This window comes from Micromonospora chokoriensis (assembly GCF_000718555.1).
Taxonomy (GTDB): domain Bacteria; phylum Actinomycetota; class Actinomycetes; order Mycobacteriales; family Micromonosporaceae; genus Micromonospora; species Micromonospora chokoriensis_B.
In genome coordinates, this window is the sequence record NZ_JOAN01000011.1 from 200,831 (window position 1) to 219,209 (window position 18,379).

The 18,379-nt window shown below is 72.5% G+C and carries 18 protein-coding genes; 10 read left to right on the forward strand and 8 right to left on the reverse strand.

Annotated features, from left to right (window positions below):
* Positions 1-81: 81 nt before the first annotated feature.
* The 3 genes from IF46_RS0116675 to IF46_RS0116685 form a co-directional block, all read right to left on the reverse strand.
* Positions 82-852: a hypothetical protein gene (locus IF46_RS0116675; protein ID WP_030489272.1), complete on the reverse strand. Its 771-nt coding sequence runs from the start codon at positions 850-852 to the stop codon at positions 82-84.
* A gap of 131 nt (positions 853-983) precedes the next feature.
* Positions 984-1,388: a hypothetical protein gene (locus IF46_RS0116680; protein WP_030489273.1), complete on the reverse strand. Its 405-nt coding sequence runs from the start codon at positions 1,386-1,388 to the stop codon at positions 984-986.
* A gap of 93 nt (positions 1,389-1,481) precedes the next feature.
* Positions 1,482-2,672, reverse strand: a complete 1,191-nt coding sequence (locus tag IF46_RS0116685; RefSeq protein WP_084597931.1) for an acyltransferase family protein — start codon at positions 2,670-2,672, stop codon at positions 1,482-1,484.
* 288 nt (positions 2,673-2,960) lie between these two features.
* On the opposite strand from IF46_RS0116685, the gene IF46_RS0116690 reads away from it, so the two are divergent.
* Both IF46_RS0116690 and pseI read left to right on the forward strand, forming a co-directional pair.
* Positions 2,961-4,124 carry a glycosyltransferase family 2 protein gene (locus IF46_RS0116690; protein ID WP_084597938.1) on the forward strand — a complete coding sequence of 388 codons (1,164 nt, stop codon included), beginning with the start codon at positions 2,961-2,963 and terminating at the stop codon, positions 4,122-4,124.
* A 133-nt stretch (positions 4,125-4,257) separates the two neighbouring features.
* Positions 4,258-5,310: a pseudaminic acid synthase gene (gene pseI, locus IF46_RS0116695; protein ID WP_030489276.1), complete on the forward strand. Its 1,053-nt coding sequence runs from the start codon at positions 4,258-4,260 to the stop codon at positions 5,308-5,310.
* 43 nt (positions 5,311-5,353) lie between these two features.
* Here the strand turns inward: pseI and IF46_RS0116700 are convergent, their stop codons facing one another.
* The 4 genes from IF46_RS0116700 to IF46_RS0116715 are packed head-to-tail and all read right to left on the reverse strand — an operon-like array spanning position 5,354 to position 8,120.
* Entirely contained in the window at positions 5,354-5,797 is a 444-nt protein-coding gene (locus IF46_RS0116700; protein ID WP_030489277.1) for a hypothetical protein, read from the reverse strand.
* Between the two features lie 52 nt (positions 5,798-5,849).
* Complete coding sequence (locus IF46_RS0116705; protein ID WP_030489278.1) at positions 5,850-6,605, reverse strand: SDR family NAD(P)-dependent oxidoreductase; 756 nt, start codon at positions 6,603-6,605, stop codon at positions 5,850-5,852.
* Entirely contained in the window at positions 6,598-7,872 is a 1,275-nt protein-coding gene (locus tag IF46_RS0116710; RefSeq protein ID WP_051723960.1) for an AMP-binding protein, read from the reverse strand. Before IF46_RS0116710 ends, IF46_RS0116705 begins: the two co-directional genes overlap by 8 nt.
* Positions 7,869-8,120: an acyl carrier protein gene (locus IF46_RS0116715; protein WP_030489280.1), complete on the reverse strand. Its 252-nt coding sequence runs from the start codon at positions 8,118-8,120 to the stop codon at positions 7,869-7,871. The genes IF46_RS0116710 and IF46_RS0116715 overlap by 4 nt, the downstream gene beginning before the upstream one ends.
* Positions 8,121-8,220: 100 nt before the next feature.
* On the opposite strand from IF46_RS0116715, the gene IF46_RS0116720 reads away from it, so the two are divergent.
* The gene (locus IF46_RS0116720) at positions 8,221-8,730 is read left to right on the forward strand and encodes a peptide chain release factor 2 (protein WP_030489281.1); all 510 of its coding nucleotides are present in this window, start codon (positions 8,221-8,223) and stop codon (positions 8,728-8,730) included.
* Positions 8,731-8,832: 102 nt separating this feature from the next.
* Here IF46_RS0116720 and IF46_RS0116725 read toward each other — a convergent pair whose 3' ends face one another.
* Complete coding sequence (locus IF46_RS0116725; RefSeq protein ID WP_198041457.1) at positions 8,833-10,566, reverse strand: hypothetical protein; 1,734 nt, start codon at positions 10,564-10,566, stop codon at positions 8,833-8,835.
* A gap of 365 nt (positions 10,567-10,931) precedes the next feature.
* Here IF46_RS0116725 and pseB point away from each other — a divergent pair, with 365 nt between their 5' ends.
* The 7 genes from pseB to IF46_RS0116760 are packed head-to-tail and all read left to right on the forward strand — an operon-like array spanning position 10,932 to position 18,224.
* On the forward strand, positions 10,932-11,915 hold the full coding sequence (gene pseB, locus IF46_RS0116730; protein ID WP_030489283.1) for a UDP-N-acetylglucosamine 4,6-dehydratase (inverting): 984 nt from the start codon (positions 10,932-10,934) through the stop codon (positions 11,913-11,915).
* Positions 11,912-13,069, forward strand: a complete 1,158-nt coding sequence (locus IF46_RS0116735; RefSeq protein ID WP_030489284.1) for a DegT/DnrJ/EryC1/StrS family aminotransferase — start codon at positions 11,912-11,914, stop codon at positions 13,067-13,069. The genes pseB and IF46_RS0116735 overlap by 4 nt, the downstream gene beginning before the upstream one ends.
* Positions 13,070-13,079: 10 nt before the next feature.
* Complete coding sequence (locus IF46_RS0116740; RefSeq protein WP_030489285.1) at positions 13,080-13,928, forward strand: hypothetical protein; 849 nt, start codon at positions 13,080-13,082, stop codon at positions 13,926-13,928.
* On the forward strand, positions 13,918-15,744 hold the full coding sequence (locus IF46_RS0116745) for a hypothetical protein (RefSeq protein WP_030489286.1): 1,827 nt from the start codon (positions 13,918-13,920) through the stop codon (positions 15,742-15,744). Before IF46_RS0116740 ends, IF46_RS0116745 begins: the two co-directional genes overlap by 11 nt.
* Complete coding sequence (locus tag IF46_RS0116750) at positions 15,741-16,502, forward strand: glycosyltransferase family protein (protein ID WP_269639326.1); 762 nt, start codon at positions 15,741-15,743, stop codon at positions 16,500-16,502. The genes IF46_RS0116745 and IF46_RS0116750 overlap by 4 nt, the downstream gene beginning before the upstream one ends.
* Complete coding sequence (locus tag IF46_RS0116755) at positions 16,499-17,554, forward strand: PseG/SpsG family protein (RefSeq protein WP_030489288.1); 1,056 nt, start codon at positions 16,499-16,501, stop codon at positions 17,552-17,554. Before IF46_RS0116750 ends, IF46_RS0116755 begins: the two co-directional genes overlap by 4 nt.
* A 34-nt stretch (positions 17,555-17,588) precedes the next feature.
* On the forward strand, positions 17,589-18,224 hold the full coding sequence (locus tag IF46_RS0116760) for an alpha-ketoglutarate-dependent dioxygenase AlkB (protein ID WP_030489289.1): 636 nt from the start codon (positions 17,589-17,591) through the stop codon (positions 18,222-18,224).
* Positions 18,225-18,379 lie beyond the last annotated feature (155 nt).

The window sequence follows — 18,379 nt, forward strand, 5'->3', positions numbered from 1 at the left end:
CAATCGCGGGAACAATCGCGCCGATCGCGCCGGACGCCCGATTTCGTCAATGCGTGACCGGGAACACAGCACGGATTGGGATCAACTCGCCCGCGCTGGGCGCCAGCGGGCCACCACTGCGGGACGCCACACACCGGCCACCTTGCGGCGAACCGGCACCGTGTTCGGGCGCAGCCGGGCAGCCGCCGCGTACGCCTCCTCGGCGAGGGTACGGGCCGACTCGGCGGCCAACTCCGCATCCCGCCAGGCGGCCCGCTCACGGCCGGCGGCCACCTGGTAGTCGGCCAGCCGCGCGTCCCGGATCACCCGGCTGATCAGCACCTCCTGCTCGACCGGGTGTCGCCGGGGATCCCAGCCGTGCCGGTGCCCGAACACGTCGCCGAGCTGCGTCATGGTCAGGTCGCCCCGCCAGTACGCCGCCATCGCCGCGCGGTGCAGATAGCGCTCCCGGGCGGCGTACTCGATGGGGGTTCGCGGGGTCTGCGGGGTGGGCAGCGCCCCGGCACCCGAGAAGCGACGCGCGGCGGTGTCCGCCTCGTCGTACCCGATCCAGGCCTGTTCCATCCGCTCCTGAGCGGTCAGCCAGGCGGCGCGACGCCGCCGGGCGGTCGTGGCCGCGCCGGCCGCGGCGACGGCCACCTCCTCGGCGTACCGCTGCCTGTCGACGGCCTCGGCCGCGGCCACCTCCCGAGCGGTCGGCGCGGTCGGAAGCGGGTCGTCCGCGGGCAGGTCCCGTTCGGGGCGGGCGGCCAGCACGGTGAGCAGGCCCAGGGTCAGCAGGAACAGGGTCGACCAGATGGCGGCGGCCTGCGGCACCTCGGTCACGAACTGGTAGAAGACGACAGTCTCCATGGTCGGCACCTCGGGGAGAGAGCAGTGCGATGGGGCCGCACCGACCAGCGGGCCACGGTGGCCACGGGTCGGCGGGGGTACGGAGTGGGTGGGTCGACAGGGCACGGCGGCGGGACGGTCGTCCCGGTGGCTCAGCGACCGGGTGGGGCCCGCGGCGCGCGGCCGCTCGCAACGTCGAGGAGGGGCCGCCGGTCCGACTCGGCCGCGCGCACCGGCAGCACGCCGGCCGCGATGGCGCCCTGGTCGCCGGGGAGCGTCGCCGATGCGTCGACCGACCAGGCGAGGGCGGAATCCTCGGCGGCCTCCGACGGGATCGCCGCCGCCGAGCGTGGCGCACCGTACGCCTCGGTGTGCGGGCAGGAGGTCACCAGCGGCCCGACAGCGAAGGAGGCCGGCACCGGGCTGGGCGTGGGCGCGGCGGCCGTGGCCGGGCCTGCGCCGAGCGCCAGGGCCGCGACGACGGCGAGGCTGGTCAGCACCCGCGTCGCCCAGCGCGCCACCCACCACAGCGGACAGGTGAACGCGACCGGAAGCACGTCCCCACGCTACCGTCCGCGCCGACCCCGGCACACCGACCACGGGCGTGTCGGATCGCGCCGCGCCGACCCCGTTGACCAGGGTGGACGGTGTCAGCGCGAGTCGACGTACGGTGCTCGACTGCCGGCCTGACCGGCCTCGCTGGCGGCTTGCGGGTCTGCCGTGCGTTGTCGGGGGACGGGCGTGGGGCGGGCCGCGCGGCGCGGCGCGAGTCGGCGCATCATCGGGGTCTCGACGAAGCGGTGCAGCAGCCCGGCGAGGAGCAGGTTCACCACCAGGAAGCCGAGCACCACGGCCGGGCCGCGCCAACCCGTGAAGCCGGTCCCCCAGTGCCCGCTCCAGCGCAGCACGCTCGTCATCACCAGGACGTGGACCAGGTAGAAGGCGAAGGAGACCTCACCGAGCCAGACCAACGGCCGGGACCGCCACGGTGAGCGCTGACCCCGCACGTCCGCGTCGGCGGCGGCGGCGATCACCAACAGGTACGCGACCGCGAGCAGCGTGGTCCACAGCTCGGCGCGGATCCACTGCGCGGCCGCCACCCAGGTAGCCAGGAAGATCCCACTGGCCACGCTCAGATTGGGACCGCGCCAGAGCCCTCGGCGCATCAACTCGGCCGCCACCGCGCCCAGCCAGAACTCCAGCGACCGCACCGGCGGGAAGACCTGGGTGAACCACCACCGACTCACCTCCGGCACCAACTCCTGGGCCGGCCAGAGCGCGAGGATCAGCAGCGGCAACGCGACGATCAGCGCCCAGAGCAGCTTCGGCCGGGCCCGACGCAGCAGCGGCAGCGCCAGCGGCAGACAGAGGTAGAAGAAGAACTCGCAGGAGAGCGACCAACTGACGGTGTTGATGCTGTAGAACCAGCCCGGTCGGGGATCCCAGGCCTGCAACAGCAGCAGGTTCTCCAGGGCGGCCGCCGGCAGGACCGGGTCCGCGAACCACCAGGCGACAATCAGCGCCGCCCCCCACAGCACCAGGTGGTTCGGGTAGATCTTGGCGATTCGTCGCCGCCAGAAGGTACGCCGAGAGTCGCCCTCGCGCGCCGACCAGACCAGCACGAAACCGCTGAGAATGAAGAAGAACTGCACTCCGGAGAGGCCGAGGGTGAACATCGCGTCGACCACGGCCTTGTAGTCCGGCTCGACGATGATCCGCATCGTCCCCGCGTGAAACCCGAAGACCAGCAGGGCGGCGATCCAGCGCAGCCCGGTCAGCGAGGGCAACCGGGGTGGGGCGGGTGCGGGCCGGACGGCCGAACCGGCGGCGGTGCTCGTCATGCCGGGAACGCCACGCTCGGCAGGGTCACCAGCACGGTCGTATCCTCCTCGGCGCGGCGTCGGACGGCGCGACGGCGACGCCCGCGACGGCCCCGCAGGGCCGGCCCGAGGCACCTTACCGGGTGACTCCCGGGTGAACCGGACGCATCCCACCCGCCCAGACCTCTGCGGACTGGAACCGCCGCCGGTCGGCGTTAACCTTCCGCTCGGCGGGAGTTCAGAGACTCCACCATCGGCGGCAACGCCAGGTTCCGGGGCCGGCCACTCGGGTCGTCGAAGGTGGCGGACGTGGTCAATGAGCCGACGCACGCACCGCTGCTGAGCATCGTCGTGCCCGTCTACGGCGTCGAGGCGTACCTGTACCAGTGCCTCGAGTCGATCCGGGCCGACATCCCCGCCGGCGAGTCGGACGCGGTCGAGCTGATCGCCGTCGACGACGCCTCCCCGGACGGCTGCGGTGACATGCTCCGCTCGTACGCGCTCGGCCGCGACGGCGTACGCGTGGTGCACCTGAGCAGCAACGTGGGTCTGGGGCTGGCCCGCAACGCCGGGCTCGACGTGGCCACCGGCCGGTACGTCTGGTTCATCGACAGCGACGACTGGTTGCCGCCGGGCACGATCGCGGCGGTGCTGGACCGGCTGCGCCAGCACCAGCCCGACGTGCTGATGCTCGACCACCTCCGGGTGTACGACGACGGCCGGCGGGAGATCGACGCGAGCAGCCCGCTGCTGCGCGGGATTCCCGACGTGACCCGGCTGGCCGACCAGCCGCAACTGCTGCGGGTGCAGCACACCGCCTGGAACAAGGTGGTCCGCCGCGACTTCATAGACGAGCTGGAGCTGCGCTTCTTCCCCGGCTGGTACGAGGACATCCCGTTCAGCCACCCCCTGCTGATCGGGGCCGAGAAGATCTCCGTGCTGGACCGGGTCTGCTACCTGTACCGCCAGGGCCGACAGGGCGCAATCACCTCCACCCGCAGCGGCCGGCACTTCGACGCCTTCGCCCAGTACGAGCGGCTGATGGACTGGGTCGCGCGCAAGCACCCGGACGAGCGGTTGCAGGCCGAACTGTTCGAGCTGATGATCAGCCACTACCTGGTGGTGGTGGGCAACGACGGCCGACTGCACCCACACCTGCGGCGCGACTTCTTCCACCGGGCCGCCGCGCACTACCGTCGGTACCTGCCCACCGCCGGCTACCCGCTGCCGGCGGGCGTGACCGGCCTCAAGCACCGCCTCGTCGGGCGGGGTGACTGGTTGGCGTACTCGGCACTGCGCCAGGCCCACCGGGTCGCTGGACGCCTGCGTCGGCCCGGCCTGGTGGGTGGCGCCGACCCCGGTTCGGCCGCCGCCGACGAGGACCCGGCCCGAACGGTGGGCACCGCGACGATGCGCGACGGTGGGCTCGCCCCGGAGCTGCGCGATGCGCTGGCCGGTGGCCGCCTGCCGTGATCGCCCCCACCGCTGAGCACGCCGGGAGCCGGGGCGGCTCCCGGCGCCCCCGTTTTCCAGGTCGTCCGCCCGCCGGGTGGACGACGACAGCACCACCGCACTTCGGTGCGGACGTACCTGAGCAGAGGTCGGAATGACGGCGACAATCAAGATCGGACCGCACGCGGTCGGTGCCGGGGAGCGACCGTTCGTGGTCGCCGAGATGTCCGGCAACCACAACGGCGATCTGTCCCGGGCGCTGGCCATCGTCGACGCGGTGGCCGAGAGCGGTGCGCACGCGCTGAAGCTCCAGACGTACCGGCCGGACACGATCACCATCGACGTCGACACCCCGGCGTTCCGGATCTCCGGTGGGCATGAGCTGTGGGGCGGCGAGAACCTGTACCGCCTCTACGAGCGCGCGCACACCCCGTACGAGTGGCACGCCCCGATCTTCGAGCGGGCCCGTGAGCGGGGCCTGACCGTCTTCTCGTCGCCGTTCGACGCGACCGCCGTGGAGCTGCTGGAGTCGCTGGACGCGCCCGCGTACAAGATCGCTTCGTCGGAGCTGGTCGATCTGCCGCTGATCCGGCTCGTGGCCAGCACCGGCAAGCCGATGGTGATCTCTACCGGGATGGCGACGGTCGCCGAGATCGACGCCGCTGTGCGTACCGCCCGGGACGGTGGCGCGGCGGGCATCGTCCTGCTGGCCTGCACCGCGTCCTACCCGGCGCCACCGGCCGACAGCAACCTGCGCCGACTGCCGGTGCTGGCCGGTGCGTTCGACGTGCCGGTCGGGCTCTCCGACCACACGCCCGGCATCGGGGTGGCGGTCGCCTCGGTGGCGCTCGGCGCCTGCTTCATCGAGAAGCACGTGACGCTGGACCGGGCCGACGGCGGCGTGGACTCCGACTTCTCGCTGAACCCGGCCGAGCTCACGGCCCTGGTGGAGGAGTCCGGTCGCGCGTACGCGGCACTGGGTGGCACCGCGATCGGCCCGACCCCCGCCGAGCAGGAGGGGCTGCGGTTCCGCCGGTCGCTCTTCGTGGTCGAGGACGTCCGGGCCGGCGACCCGGTGACCGCGCAGAACGTCCGTTCGATCCGGCCGGCCGGCGGGCTGGCCCCGGTGGAGATCGACCGGGTCCTGGGCCGCACCTTCACCACCGACGTCCCCCGAGGCACCCCCCTGACCTGGAACCAGATCTAACCCACCCCGCCCCGCCCCGCCGGTCTTGCAGTTTCGGTCCCGACTAACGGCGTGAATGCCGCGATTCGTCGTCCGAGAGTGCAAGATCGCGGGGCGGGAGGGTCGGGGCGTAGCCGACGGTTACCACCAGGTCGGCCATGCGCAGGGTCCGCCAGAGCGCCGATCCGTCGGCCGGGGCGCCGAGGCCGTGCCGTCGCCACCAGGTCGCGATCGGCACGTCGGCCAGCTTGCAGCAGCATTCGGCCCGGGTCCACCGGGCCCAGAAGTCACCCGCGCCGAACCGGCGGGCCAGGGCCGGCGGCACCGGCGCGTCGGCGCGCTCCGCGTCGATGGCCACCCGCCAGCCGGGCGCCGGTGGGCCGTACCAGCCGACGCACCGCCCGTCGTCGAGGTGACTGCGGGTCACCGCGTCGGCCATCTCGGCCGCTGATCCGACACGCAGGTGCTGCTCGGCGGCGACGAGCAGCCCCGGCACCGGACGCGGCACGGCAGTGCTGCCGTGCCGCGTTGGTTCCACCGGAAGGGGAACCGGCCGCAGGTCAGATGGCGGCGGCACCATCCACCACGATGACCTGGCCGTTGATGTTGGTGTGCTCCCGCAGCAGCATCCGCACCACCGGCGTGACCTCCTCCGGCTCGGTCAGGTGACCGGTCGGGGTGCGGCGCACGATCTGGTCGAGCTGGGTCGGGCCGAGCACGGCCGACATCTCCGAGGCGAAGAAGCCGGGCGCGACCGAGTTGACGAGCATCCGGCCGCCCAGCTCGCGGGCGAGCGAACGGGTGGCGGCGTCCATGCCGCCCTTGGTGGCCGAGTACGCGACCAGGCCCGGGAAGCCACGCTGCCCGCAGATCGAGGTGATGTTGACGATCCGCCCGCGCAACCCCTTGGCGAGCATCCGGCGGATCACCAGCCGGGTCAGCTGCAGCGGGGCCGTCAGGTTGGTCTCGATGATCCGGGCGATGTCGTCGGTGGCGGTGTGCGCGTGCAGGGAGTCCTGCCCCATGGCGGCGTTGTTGACGATGCCGTCGATCGGGCCGAGGCGCTGCTCCACCTCACGGACGAAGCTCTGCGCGGCGCGCAGGTCGGTGACGTCCACCGAGCCGACGTGCACCCGGTCGGGGTGTTCGGCGGCGAGCTTCTCCAGCTCCGGGGTGATGGTGCGGGCGAACGCGGCCACGCGTACGCCCGCGTCGAGCAGGTCGGTGACGATGGCCAGGCCCAGGCCACGGGAACCGCCGGAGACGAGGACCACGGAGCTGGGCGGGACGAGTGGGGTGTCGGCGGGCTCAGACATCGCTCTTCAGGGTCTCCTTGACGGGAATGTCGGTCAGGACGCGGATTCGGCGTGGCACCGCGTGCTCGGGAAGACGGTCGGCGCACCAGCGCACCAGCGCGGCCTCGTCGGTGACGGCCGAGGCCGGCTCGGACGCATCGGCGGGGGCGAGGACCACCTCGGCGACCACCATGTGCCCGAGCACCGGAGCGCGGCGGCCGGTCACGCGGGCCCAGGCCACCGCCGGATGCCCGGCGAGCACGCCGCGGACCACGCCCGCCGAGACCTTGCTGCCCCCGACGTTGATCTCGTCGGAGTCGAGTCGGCCGGTGATCAGCACCCGGCCGTCGAGCACCTGCACCCGGTCACCGGTGCGGACCGGACCGGCGAGACCGGCACCGTGGTACGGAGAGGTGACCACCAGCTCGTCATCGCGCACGGAGAGCGTCGGCCGGCCAGGGGTTTCCCGGTCCAGCCAGGCGAGGGGGAATCCGGCCCGCCCGTCGTGCACCACAATGGACGCCCCCACCTCGGAGGACGCGTAGATCCAGGAGATCCGGGCCGTCGGGAAGACCTCCCGCAGCTGGTCCAGGATCGCCTGGTCCACCGGCTCCCCGCCGAGGGTGAGCTGGCGCAGCGGCACCCGGGCCAGCGCGTCGGCGTCGCGGTAGAGGGTGCGACGCCAGAAGGTCGGAGTGCCGGAAGCCGCGTCGACCCCGTGCGCGGCCGCGACCGTGGGCCAGTCGTCCAACTCGTCGGGCTCGACCACCACCAGGTGCTGGCCGGGTTGGGTCAGCGACAGGGTGACGACCTGCCACCAGGCGTACGTGCCGGGGGCGTACGGGCAGAGCCAGGTCCGGTCGGGCTGGTCGGCCCGCACGGTGGTCAACGTGTCGAGGGTGTGTCCGACCCGCTTGGGACGCCCGGTGGAGCCCGAGGTCAGCAGCCAGAGCCGGCCAGGCTCGGCGGCTCGCGGCTGGGCCGGGACACTCGGGTGCGCGCCGTCGTCGTCGAGGACGCTGACGGTGAACCCGGCCTCCAACAGCTCCGTACGCATCGCCGCGTCGACCCGACTCGCGGTGCTGAGCAGCAGCTCAGTGCCGTGCACGGCGTGTTGCCGCGCCGCGGTGAGCGCGTGCACGGCGCCGTGGGCGAGCACCGCCGCCGGGTCGGGCAGGGTGGGGGTCGGCAGCGAGCGCCAGGTCAGCGCGGTGCCACCGACGACGAGTCGGTTGTCGACACCGGCCGGCTCCGGGTGCGTCAGGTGGCGCGACGTCGCGACGGTCACTGGTGCTGAAGCTCGACGAGGAAGTCGAGCACGTCCCCCACGGTGGCGATGCGACGCAGCCCGGGGGCGTCGAAGTTGAGCTCCTCCCCCGTCTCGTCCTCCACCCGAAGGGCCAGCTCGGAGAAGTCGAGCGACCGGAAGCCGATCTCCCGCAACTGCGCCGCGTCGTCCGCGGGCAGCTCCTTGTCCTGGTTCTTCAGCACCTGAGCCATGAGGTCGCGGATCTGCGTGCGACTCAATTCGTTCATGCGCCGCAGTCTACAACCCAACGAATGGATATCTGATTTCCCGGTAGGCCCGGGTAAGGTGCCGGAACCCGACGAGTTCAGCTAGGAAAGCGAGACGCACGTGCTGCGCGAAGCGACGGCGGACGACGTTCATCTGATGTTGTCCTGGCGTAATCAGGAAACCAATCGACAGGTCAGCAAGACCAGTCACGAGATCACCGCCGAGGAGCACGCCCGGTGGTGGTCGGCGGTCCGCGACGACCCGTCGCGGCGGGTCCTGGTGTACGTCCGCGACGACCTGGCCTGCGGTGTGGTCACCTTCTTCGACCTGCGGTTGGACGGCCCTCGCACCGGCGCGTGGGGCTTCTATCTCGACGCCGACGGGCTGGCCGGGCGAGACGAGACCCTGCCCGCCTGGCTGGGGGTCATGCGGGAGGCCGTCGAGTATGCCTTCGACGGGCTGCACCTGGACCGACTCGACGGCGAGGTGCTCGGCCACAATACCGTCGTACGACAGATGAACCGGCGTTTCCGATTCGTCGAGGGCACCCCGCGACAGGAGTTGTCCGACGGCCGGGAAATCACCGTCATCCCGATTTCTCTGGCTCGGGCCGACCGCCGTCAGCGCTGATTCACAGGCACTTTTCCGCAATGGACGAAAGTCATTAACCGACCGTGCTCCCGGTGGACATCCGCCGTTCACGAATAGCGGTGTCCACCGGGGCGTGGCGGGTCAGATGCGCCGCCACGCCGCCCAGTGCTGCTCCGGGTTGCCGCCGAGTCGGACGAAGCCGTACGCCGTGCCGTCCCAGTCGTCGGCCTGACCGGGCGCCCAGCGGGCGAACACCACCTGTGCCCGGGCCGGCGGCTGCTTGACCCCGAACCACCGGACATCGGTCCAGGTCACCTGGTGGCTGAGGTTGAACCGGAGGACGTAGTGCACCCCGGTCGAGGCCCACACCCGCTCGCCGGGACGCACCCCGACGTCGGCCACCCGGGGCGTCGGCGCGGTGGTCGCGGCGGTCGGCTGCACGATCCGCTGATCGATCACCTGCATCGTGACGAGGTTGACCACGATGAGGGCGCCGAGGATCGGCAGCCGCAGGCGGGGCACCCGGGCCGCGGCGACGAGCAGCACACAGCCGGCGATGCCGATCAGCGACCCGACCACCGGCCGCATCTCCCGCAAGCCACCGGTCAACGCCACCAGGTCCGGCGCGCTGAAACCGCCGTAGCGCAACGCGTGGCCCTGACTGGCCACGTACGCGAGTCGGACGGCGATCAGCGCGCCGCCGCCGACCAGCAGCGCGACCGCGACGGACACCCGGCGCAGCACCAACCGCCAGCCGGCGGTGCAGAGCATCCCCAGCCCGACCAGCAGCCAGAACGGCGCCAACATCTGCACGTAGCGGCCGTAGATCGCGTCCAGCGGCTTGCCGGTGATGCCGGACAGGATCACCGACGCGCCACCGGCCACCCCGACGGTCGCCACCAGCGCCACGCCCATCGTCCAGCGGCCCGCGTCGCCGTGCCGTGGGCGCCACAGCTCGCGGACAGCGCCGGCCCAAGCCACCCCCGCCAACCCGAACGTGATCACCACGAGGTACCAGAGCTGGGTGGTGACGGCCGCGCTCACCCGGACCATCCCCTGGGCGGAGGCGACCGCCTCGAACGTGCTGCCACCAGGGGTGCTGCCGAGCAGGTAGACCTTGCCGCCGAGGTGGCGGATGGCGGCCTCGTTGACCAGCGCCATGGCGAGCACCGGCAGCAGCGCCGCGAGCACCGCGGGCGGGTTGATCCGGCGGCGGACGAACAGCAGCAGGACCAGCCCGGCGTGCACCACCACGATCACCAGGCCGCGGGAGTGCAGCAGGTGGAACCCACCGACCAGCAGGCCGACGGTGGCGGCGGCGAGGAGACCGGGCCGGGCGATCCAGCGGTGCACGGCGAGCAGCCAGGCGACCACCAGCGGCGCCATCACCGCGTCGATCATGGCGACGCCCGCGTAGAAGGCGGTGGCCGGCAGGGTCGCCGCCGCGACCGCGCCGAGCAGCGCGTACGAGCGGCGCAGCCGGAACAGACTGCGACCGAACAGGTACGCCAGCGGCAGCAGCGTCGAGTTCACCATCGCGTTGATCAGCTGGACGATCCGGTAGCTGTCGGTGAAGTCCCGGTCCCCGAGGAACGCCGGCGAGATCAGCATCGGGTAGCCGACCCGGCGCAGCAGCTCGTTCTCGCTGCTGAAGCCCCCCGGCCCGCCGGCCAGCGCGCGGGCGGTGTTGAGGTAGCTGTCCTCGTCGGTGTGCGCGATCGGCAGCACGATGTGCCGGGACCACCACATCCGCCAGGCCACGCTGAGCACCCACCCGACGACCAGCAGCAGCGGCACCAGCCACCGCCGGGCGGGCGCAGCGCTCGGCGTCTCGGCCACCACCGGCCGTTCGATCACGTCACTACCGGATGCCATCAACGCCTCCAGAATTACCGGCCGGACCGGGCCCACGCGGACCCGACGGGCCCGCTGGCCGGCATCGGTGACGCTCGGGATGGCCCGCTCGCACCGAGCTGGTGTGAATGTCGGGTGAACGCGAAAACCGGCTGCGCGCAGGGCCGCCGGGTCGTTCGCGCGGTCACTGTAGCGGCCCGGTCCGGCCAGTTCAGCCCACATCCCGAGCGGTCGGAAGTGTTCGCCTACGCGGTGTCCGGCATTCACGGGAGCAGAGATTGAGGTTCACCCACGAGCGCCGAGGAATTAACCCGCCATGGCTAGCGTCTCACCCCGGTCGGCCGGCCCTGGGCCGCTCGTTCATCCACGAACACGGGAGCACCAAATTGAGTGAGTTGAATGGATCGTCCATTCTGATCACCGGGGGAACTGGTTCCTTCGGCAGGACGTTCCTGCGGCACATCCTCAACGAGGCCGACCCCGCCCGCGTGGTGGTGTTCTCCCGCGACGAGCTCAAGCAGTACGAACTGCGTCAGCAACTCGGCGACGACCCGCGACTGCGCTGGTTCATCGGCGACATCCGGGACCGCCACCGCCTCACCCGGGCCATGCACGGCGTGGACCACGTGGTGCACGCCGCCGCGCTCAAGCAGGTGGACACCGCGGAGTACAACCCCTCCGAGTTCATCGCCACCAACATCACCGGCTCCCAGCACGTCGTCGACGCGGCGATCGAGGCCGGCGTCAAGAAGGTCATCGCGCTCTCGACCGACAAGGCGTCCAGCCCGATCAACCTGTACGGCGCGACGAAGCTGGTCGGTGACAAGCTGTTCGTCTCGGCCAACCACTACGCCGCCCAGCACCCGACCCGGTTCTCCGTCGTCCGCTACGGCAACGTGGTGGGCAGCCGCGGCTCGGTCGTCCCGCTGTTCCGCCGCCTGGCCGCCGAGGGCAAGAGCCTGCCGATCACCGACAAGCGGATGACCCGCTTCTGGATCACGCTCGACCAGGCCGTGCAGTTCGTCATGGACTCGTTCGACCAGATGCAGGGTGGCGAGCTGTTCGTGCCGCGCATCCCGAGCATGCGCATCCTCGACCTGGTCGAGGCCGTGGCCCCGGACGCCACCACCCACGAGATCGGCATCCGGCCGGGCGAGAAGCTGCACGAGGAGATGATCGCGCCGGACGACAGCCGGCGGACGCTGCGCGCCGACGGCCGGTTCATCGTCCAGCCGACCATCGCCACCTGGGGCTACCAGGCGCCGGTCGACTGTGACCCGGTGCCGGACGGCTTCGCGTACCAGTCGGACACCAACGACGAGTGGCTCACCGTCGAGCAGTTGCGCGACATGCTCGGCATCAACGGATGACAGGGATGCTCCCGTACGGCCGGCAGTCGATCAGCGAGGACGACGTCGCCGCTGTGGCCGACGTGCTGCGCGGCGACTGGCTCACCACCGGGCCGCAGGTCGACGCCTTCGAGGCCGACCTCGCCCGGTGGACCGGCGGGGTCGGTGTCGCCGCCGTCTCCAACGGCACCGCGGCGCTGCACGTGGCGTACGCGGCGGCCGGGGTGGGACCTGGCGACGAGGTGGTCGTCCCGCCGATGACGTTCGTGGCGACCGCGAGCAGCGCGGTCGCCCTCGGCGCGAAGATCGTGTTCGCCGATGTCGACGACGAGACGTTCTGCCTCGACCCGGCGGCGGCCGCCGCCGCGGTCACCTCGCGGACGAAGGTCGTCGCCGCGGTCGACTACGCCGGCCACCCCGCCGACTACGACGCGCTGCGCAAGTCGGTCGAGGGCACCGACGCGCTGCTGCTCGCCGACGCTGCGCACTCGATCGGCGGGACGTACCACGGTCGGCCGGTGGGTTCGCTCGCCGACCTGACCACGTTCTCGTTCTTCCCCACGAAGAACCTGACCACCGCCGAGGGCGGCGCCGTCGCGGCGCTGGACCCGGAGGTCCTGAAGCGGGCCCGCCGGTTCCGTGGTGTGGGCGTGGTCCGCGAACGCGACGAGCTGCGTTTCCCGGACGAGGGTGGCTGGCATCAGGAGGTCCACGAGTTCGGCCTGAACTACCGCCTGCCGGATGTGCTCTGTGCCCTGGGCCGCAGCCAACTGCGTCGGCTGGGCGAGTTCACGGCTCGCCGCAGCGCCCTGGTCGCCCGTTACAACGAGGCGCTGGCCGACCTGGACGGCGTGCTGCTGCCGAACCGCAAGTCGTGGGCCGACCCGGCCTGGCACCTCTACCCGATCCGGGTGCTCGACGGGCGTCGCCGCGAGGTGTACGACCGGATGCGCGCCGCCGGCATCGGCGTCCAGGTCAACTACATCCCGGTGCACTGGCACCCGGCCTTCGCCGATCTGGGTTACCGACGCGGATCCTGCCCGGTGGCCGAGTCGTTCTACTCCCAGCAGCTGTCGCTGCCGCTCTACCCGGGGCTCAGCGACGCCGACCAGGATCGCGTCATCGACGCGCTGACCGCCGCGGTACGGGTCGGCTCGGTGCGTTCCGCCGCCTGATGGGAACCTGATGCACCACGCCAACCACTTCTACGGCCACGCGCACGTGCTGGCCCGGTACGCCGGCCTCGGCGACCGGCATCCACCCCGGATCAACGGGTACGTGCAGCACGGCTGGAACATCGGTGACGGTCTGGCCCCCGGCCACCCGTACGCCGAGCGCACCCCCAGCCTGCTCTGGTCGGAACAGACCCGCCGCCGCGCCTGGTCGGTGGGGCGACGCAACGTGGTAGTCATCGGAGCGCCGTTCAGCTACCTGCTGGCCATGCGACCCGAGGATCCACCGGCCGAGGAGCGTGAGGGCACCATCTGGTACCCGTTCCACGGCTGGGAGGGTCAGCACGTCAAGGGCGACCACCGGAAACTGATCGCCCTCATCCAGGCCACCGAGCCCGGCCCGGTCACGGTCTGCCTCTACTGGCACGAGTACCGGATGCGCAACGTGCGCCGGCTCTACGAGCGCGCCGGCTTCCGGGTGATCTGCCACGGTTACCGTGGGCACTGGTGGAAGGACACCGACCCGGAGTTTCTCGACCGACAGCTCACCGAGCTGCGCCGACACCGCCGAGTAGCATCCAACCGGCTGACCAGCGCGATCTTCTACGGCATCGCGGCGGGGTGCGAGCCGGCGGTCTACGGCGACCCGATGATCCTGTCCAACGAGGACCCGACCTTCGGCGGCACCGCTCGGATCCGACGGCAGTGGCCACAGCTGCACGGCACCACTGTCGACCTGCCCACCGCGGTCGAGATCGCCCGCGCCGAGCTGGGCACCGACCACCGCTGCACCCCGGCCGAGCTACGCGAGCTGCTCGGTTGGGCGAACCTCCAGGAGGAAGAGGAAGACCGTGACGACTGAGACGGCACCCGCCGGCCGGATCACCCTGCCGGGCGGCGAGATGCTGGCCTGGTCGGACCTGCCGCAGGAACGGCTGGCCAACGGTGGGCCCCTCGCCGCGCTGGCCACCCGACTGGTGCCGCCCGGCGCCCGGGTCCTCATCGCCGGCCCGCACGACCCGGCGCTGCTCGACCAGCTCACCCACGCCGAGGTGACCTGCCTGCTGCGCAGCCACCCGGACGCGGTGGCGCTGGCGCACCGGGCCGCCCGCGTGGTGGTGGGTGGCCCGGCCGGGCTGCCCGACGACGAGACGTACGACGTGGTGATCGCGCCCGCCGGGCTGGACCCGGTGGAGTCGGTGGAGGGCGCCCGGCTCGGCTGGGACGGCGTGCTGGCCCGACTCGTCGCCGCGGTGCGACCCGGTGGCGCGCTGCTGCTGCGCCTGGAGAACCCGCTGGGCCTGCACCGACTTGTCGACACCACCCCCTGGTACGCGAGCCGGGACGATTCCGCCTGGGCGATCGGCGGCGTGCTGGACCGCGCCCACCCCGCCAACCGGGACCAGCTTCGTGAGCGGCTCACCGCGGCGGGGCTGCGACCGACCGCGTGCTGGGCCGCGTACCCCGATGTCAGTGCCCCCACTGCGCTGCTCGACGCCGACCACCTCGACCGGGACGCGGGCTCCGGCCTGTTCGACGCGGTGCTGCACGGCGCCTGCGCCGGCGGTTTCACCAACGCCACCGTGCTCCAGGACCCGGCCCGGCTGGCGGTGGACGCGCTGCACGCCGGACGCGCCGCCGACCTCGCACCGGGCTGGCTGACCCTCGCCCACCGGCCCGCCGATTCCACGGACCCGACCACGCCAACCGCCGAGGCGGACCTGCCGGTGGCTCTCGTGCAGACCGGTCGGCCCGGAATCGGCGTCATGGAGGTGCTGCACGGCCCCTCCGGATGGCGCTGGGGGCTCACCCCGGCCACCGACGCGACGACGCCGGCCGTCGCGCCGTTCGCCAGCCGCGAGGCCGCGTACCGGGACGCGGACGCGCTGTCCGGGCCGATCCCGTCCGGCCGGCTGCTGCGTACCCTGCTGCTCGACGCGGCCCTGCGCCGCGACCTGGCCACCCTGCGGACGCTGCTGCACGGGTACGCGGGCTGGCTCGCCGACCAGGCCGACACCGACGGCCGGATCGCCGGCGCGGCGGCGCTGGCCGGCACCGACAACGTGGTGGTCGACGACGAGCGGTACGCGGTGCTCGACCCGAGCTGGCGGGCCACCGCCACGCTCCCCGCCGACGTGGTGCTCGCCCGTGGGCTGTGGCGCTTCGCGGCGGGCCTGCTCACCGGTGGGTACGCCCATCCGTGGTCGTCCACCCTCGACGTCGCGGGCCTGACCGTGGTGCTCGGCGGCCTCGCCGGCCACGACCTAGACCGGGCGACCGTCAGCGAGGCGGTGGAGGCCGAGGCGGCCATCGCCACCGCGCTGCACGGGCTGGACACCGACGGCCGGATCGACCTCGCCACCGAGCTGCACGCTGTCACGCCGACCGACCCGCCGGTCGGCGCGCACAGCTACCAGCAGTTGCGCGAGGCGTGGCTGCGCCAGCGCGAGGAACTCACCCGGCTGGCCGCGCTGACCGCCTGGACCGAGGAGCTGCTCACCTCGCGGGAACGGGCACTGCGCCGGGCCGAGGCGACGATCGGCCTGCTCAGCGGGTCACTCAGCTACCGGGTGGGCCGGCTCGCCATCACCCCGGCCCGGCTGGCCAAGCGAGGCGCCCGCGCCGCCAAACGCCGGGCCGTCGCGGCGCTCGCCCCCAAGCAGGAGGAGCAGCAGTGACCGGCGTACGCCCCACGGATGGCTCCGGGCCACGGATCGTCGGCATCGTGCAGGCACGCATGGGTTCGTCCCGGCTGCCCGGCAAGGTGCTCCGCCCGCTCGCCGGGCGTTCCGTGCTGGGCCGGGTCGTACGCGCCGCCTCCGACAGCGGCGTCCTGGCCGACCTGGTGGTCGCCACCAGCACCGACGCGGTCGACGACGAGGTGGTCGCCGAATGCGCACGGCTGGACGTGCCGTGCCACCGCGGACCGGTCGACGACGTGCTGGATCGATTCGTGGGCGCCCTCGCGGCGCACCCGGGGGACGCAGTCATGCGGTTCACCGCCGACTGTCCGCTGCTCGACCCGGAGATCATCACTCTGGTCGCGTCGGTGTACCGGGCGGTCCCCGGGCTGGACTACGCGAGCACGTCGATCGCCCGGACCCTGCCCCGCGGGCTGGACGTCGAGATCATCCGAGCGGAGACGCTGCGCACCCTGGGCCGGCTCGCCACCGACCACCACCGGGTGCACGTGACCTCGTACGCGTACAGCCACCCGGAGCTGTTCCGGGTGCTCGGGGTGACCCTCACCCCGGACCGGTCCGCGCTGCGGCTGACCCTCGACACCGAGCAGGACTGGGCGCTGGTCAGCGCGATCATCGACCACTTCGGTGACGTCAGTGTGCCGCTGGCCAAGCTCGCCGACTGGCTCGACGGTCAACCCCGGCTGCGCGCGCTCAACGCCGACGTACGACAGAAGCAACTGGAGGAGTCCTGAGCACCCTGCGGGTCGGGTTGCGCTGCGACGCCGGTCCACGGCGCGGCGTCGGCCACCTCGTCCGCTGCCTGGCGCTCGCCGAGGAATTCCTCGCCCGTGGCGCCGAGGTCGCCGTGCTCGGCACCGTCGAACGGCTCGACTGGGCCACCGCGCAGCTCGCCGCGCGGGGCATCCCGCTGCTGCCCGGCCCGGACTCGGCGACCGAACTGGTCGAGGCAGCCCGCCGACACGACCTGGACGTGATGGTCCTCGACTCCTACGAGCTGGACCCAGCCGGGGCGGGCGCCCTGCGCGCCGCCGGCGTGTACACCCTCGCCATCATCGACGGGGACAGCCGAGGCCAGGTCGCGGACCTCTACCTCGACCAGAACTTCGGAGCGGAGCTGCCGGGGCTGGCTGGTCGGCTGCTCGCCGGCAGCGGGTACGCCCTGCTGCGCGACACCGTGATCAGCGCGCGGCCATCGGTCGCCCCGCCCGCCACGGCGGTCAACCGTCCCCGGGTGCTGGCCTTCTTCGGCGGCACCGACGCGGTCGGCGCGGCCCCGGCCCTGACCCGGGTGCTGGTGGCCACCGGCCACCCGATGGACCTCACGGTCATCGTCGGGCGACCCGAGATCGAGGCGGAGGTCGAGGAGGTCACCCCCGGCCGAGGGCAGATCATCCGGCCGGTCCCGCCCACCACGTCGCTGCCGGCCCTGATCACCGAAGCCGACCTGGTGGTCAGCGCCGCCGGCACGTCCACCTGGGAACTCTGCTGCCTGGGCGCACCCAGCGCACTGGTCTGCGTGGTCGACAACCAACGTGAGTCGTACACCCGGGTGGTGCGGCACGGCCTGGCCGCCGGCCTGGGCGAGCTGCCGGAGCTGACCGCCGCCGGGGTCGCCGGACGAGCCGCCCGCGCGACGGCGGCGCGGACCCTGCACGGGCTACTCAGCTCACCGCAGCGACGCGCGACGCTCGCCGCGCGCGCCTGGTCCACCGTCGACGGGCAGGGCCGGGCGCGGGTCGTGAACGCGGTGTTCGACGCCGTAGTAGAGCGGGTCCACAGCTAGCACGGGTGTACGAAAGTGCTGCTAGGGTGGCCGCATGACGCCTGTCGCCTACCAGCCGTCGATGCTCGACCTGGCCGATGCCGGGCCGACCCTGGGGCCAATACCTGGTCAGATCCGCCGGCACCAGCTCAGCCGGGGTGCCTGGGTCGACCACCTCCCCGGCTGGGTGCACGGCTCGGACACGATCCTCGACACCCTGCTCACCGAGGTGCCCTGGCGTGCCGAACGACGCACCATGTATGACGCCGAGGTCGACGTGCCCCGCCTGCTCTGCTGGTACGACGGTGCGAGGCAACTCCCCCACCCCGTGCTCACCGCCGCGCGGGCGGCACTCACCAGGCACTACGAGCCCGAGTTGGGCGAGCCCTTCGTCACCGCCGGCATGTGCCTCTACCGCTCCGGGCGCGACAGCGTGGCCTGGCACGGCGACACCATCGGCCGCTCAGCGCACACCGACACGATCGTCGCGATCGTCTCCTTCGGAGCGCCCCGACCGCTGCTGCTACGCCCCCGAGGCGGCGGCGACAGCCTGCGCTTCCCGGTGGGCCACGGCGACCTGATCGTCATGGGCGGCTCCTGCCAGCGCACCTGGGAACACGCCATTCCGAAGACCACCCGCCCGGTCGGCCCCCGGGTAAGCGTCCAGTTCCGCCCCATCAACGTCGCCTGACCTGCCCCCGCCTCGCCCCGCCCCGCCCCGCCCCGCCCCGCCCCGCCCCGCCGATCTTGCACTTTCGGACGCCGTTATGCCCCCTTCACGGTGCATTTATCGGAGCAGAAAGTGCAAGACCGGCGCGCGCGGGGGCGGGGACGGCACGGGGGGAT

Excerpts from the sequence above, each read along its gene's own strand:
- IF46_RS0116675 (WP_030489272.1), bottom strand. The coding sequence starts at position 852 with ATGGAGACTGTCGTCTTCTACCAGTTCGTGACCGAGGTGCCGCAGGCC.
- IF46_RS0116685 (WP_084597931.1), bottom strand. The coding sequence starts at position 2,672 with ATGACGAGCACCGCCGCCGGTTCGGCCGTCCGGCCCGCACCCGCCCCA.
- pseI (WP_030489276.1), top strand. The coding sequence starts at position 4,258 with ATGACGGCGACAATCAAGATCGGACCGCACGCGGTCGGTGCCGGGGAG.
- IF46_RS0116705 (WP_030489278.1), bottom strand. The coding sequence starts at position 6,605 with ATGTCTGAGCCCGCCGACACCCCACTCGTCCCGCCCAGCTCCGTGGTC.
- IF46_RS0116715 (WP_030489280.1), bottom strand. The coding sequence starts at position 8,120 with ATGAACGAATTGAGTCGCACGCAGATCCGCGACCTCATGGCTCAGGTG.
- IF46_RS0116725 (WP_198041457.1), bottom strand. The coding sequence starts at position 10,566 with ATGGCATCCGGTAGTGACGTGATCGAACGGCCGGTGGTGGCCGAGACG.
- IF46_RS0116735 (WP_030489284.1), top strand. The coding sequence starts at position 11,912 with ATGACAGGGATGCTCCCGTACGGCCGGCAGTCGATCAGCGAGGACGAC.
- IF46_RS0116740 (WP_030489285.1), top strand. The coding sequence starts at position 13,080 with ATGCACCACGCCAACCACTTCTACGGCCACGCGCACGTGCTGGCCCGG.
- IF46_RS0116760 (WP_030489289.1), top strand. The coding sequence starts at position 17,589 with ATGACGCCTGTCGCCTACCAGCCGTCGATGCTCGACCTGGCCGATGCC.